The sequence below is a fragment of the Actinoplanes sp. NPDC051633 genome (assembly GCF_040681735.1).
Taxonomy (GTDB): domain Bacteria; phylum Actinomycetota; class Actinomycetes; order Mycobacteriales; family Micromonosporaceae; genus Actinoplanes.
Map to the genome: position 1 here is coordinate 1 of NZ_JBFAZH010001281.1, position 2,088 is coordinate 2,088.

The window sequence follows — 2,088 nt, forward strand, 5'->3', positions numbered from 1 at the left end:
GTCCGGCCCAGCGGGGTGAACGTCGGGTTCGCCGTGCCGAGGTTGGTGCCGAGCAGGGGCAGCCGCTGCTTGACGCTCTCCCGGAACGCCGCCTCCCACTCCGCCGGCGGATCCTCGGCCGGGAACTCGATGCGGTTGCCGGTCAGCGCCGCGGCGATGACGTTGGCGTCGAGGAAGTAGTCGTAGAGCTCGGTGTCGCCGATCGAGCCGCAGTACGGCATGGCTCCGGCGAACGTGTGCCGGTACTTCTCGACGGCGACGGCCGTGATGTGCCCGCCCATCGACGCGCCGGTCATGTACACGCTCGACGCGGCGGTGCCGGTGACCGCGGCGAAGGTGCCGATCAGGGCCTGCGAGTCCCGTACGCCCTGGGCGACGTCGTACCCGTTGGTCTGGTAGCTGGAGGCCGCCCACGCGAAGCCCCGGGCGATGTAGTGAGCGCGCAGCGCGCCCGGGTTGTCGACGTAGACGGTGGTGCCCTGCCCGCGGTACCCGTGCGCGTAGAGGACGAGCTCGCCGTTCCAGTCGAGCGGCTTCTCGATGCGGTAGGCAGCACCGTCGGCGATCCCGGTGTGCACGGTGCTGATCGGCGCGCCGGCCGCGTCGATCAGCGGCACGAACGGCGCCCCGGTCAACTCACAGCGGGGGTCGGCGACCGTGTAACCGGGCTGGGTGGTGCTCGGCACCGGCGGCAGCGGGCACGAAGCGACCGGCGGTTCCGCGTGGGCGGCGGCCGGGGCGACGAGCAGGGCGGCGAGCAGGGCAAAGGCAGCGGCGAACCGGCCGGCGCGGAACGTGTCCATGTGTTTTCCCTCCGTCGCGAGTGGAAGACACCGCCGCCCGGGTGTCAAGAGGAGGAGCGCAGAGCTGGCGATATCGCCGATGCCCGCGCCGCCAACGCGGCGTACCCGGCCGGGTTGAGGTGCAGATGGTCGCCGGTGTCGAAGGCCGGATCGAGCCGCCGTGGCAGCGCCGGGTCGCGGACCGCGGCGTCGAAGTCGACCACGCGGTCGAAGATCCGGCGCAGCGCGGCGTTCACGTCGCGTCGTGACCGGTCGCGGAGACCATCCGGATCGTCGTACCCCTCGTGACCGCCGAACGGCGTGATCGTGGCGCCGACGACCGGGATCCCCACCGCGTGCGCCCGCAGGACGACCTGCCGGTAGGCGGCCAGCAGGTCGTCCACGACCTGCCGCTGGGCGGCCGGCGTGGCGGGCGCCGTCCCGATGTCGTTCACGCCCTCGAAGAGCAGCAGCCGGTCGGCCCCGCTGGTGGCCAGCACGTCGCGGTCGAGGCGGGCGAGCACGTTCGGGCCGAGGCCGTCGTTCAGCACCCGGTTGCCGCCCGCCGCCTGGTTCAGCACCGCCGTCCGCGGCCGCAGGGCGAAGAGCTGGTCGGGCCAGCGGTCGTTGCCGTTGGTCGTCGAACCACGGCCGTCGGTCAGCGAGTCGCCGACGACCACCAGCCCGGACGCCGCCGCCTCCACCTCCACGCCGCTGATCAGGTACCAGTGGTCGACCGGGGTGGCGCCGGGCAGGTCGGCCGCGCGGTGTGCGTCACCGTTGACGAGGTACGACGTGGTCCGCGAGCCCGGATGCGAGGTCAGGGCCGTCCCCGCCTGTCCATCGGCCAGATACAGCGAGATCGACAGGTTGGCGCCGGGCGGCAGCGCGAGGGCGACCGGGTCGGACACCATCAGAGCGCCGACCGGCACCACGACCGACGCCCGGCCGCCGAACGTCAGCGGCCGCAGCCGGGACGCGCCGGAGACGCCGGCTTTCCCCCCGGCGGGCAGGCCCACGGCCGCGGCCGTGATCGGCAGCGGCGAGCCGCCGAAGGCGTTGGACACGCGCACCCGCAGCCGCGGTCCCCCGACGGTGAGGTGGACCGTCTGCCGCAGCGTCGTGTCGGCCAGCACCGAGTCCGGGCCGGTGAACGGCGCCGGCGGCAGATTGCCCGGCTCGGTCAGCTGCGGCATGGCGGTCCAGGTGTGCATCCAGCGCCGCCCGGACGACCCGTTGGACGACCCGTTGTAACGATTTTTGTTTTCTAATTTCTGCAACTTTTGATTTGTTCATACTCATAAAC

At 72.4% G+C, this 2,088-nt stretch carries 1 protein-coding gene and 1 pseudogene; both read right to left on the reverse strand.

Annotation, left to right across the window (positions count from 1 at the left end; translation table 11 throughout):
- Nucleotides 1-803: pseudogene (locus AB0M20_RS40070) on the reverse strand (phthalyl amidase); the annotation flags it as partial.
- A gap of 44 nt (nucleotides 804-847) precedes the next feature.
- The gene (locus tag AB0M20_RS40075; protein WP_364306373.1) at nucleotides 848-1,996 is read right to left on the reverse strand and encodes a GDSL-type esterase/lipase family protein; all 1,149 of its coding nucleotides are present in this window, start codon (nucleotides 1,994-1,996) and stop codon (nucleotides 848-850) included.
- Nucleotides 1,997-2,088: the final 92 nt, after the last annotated feature.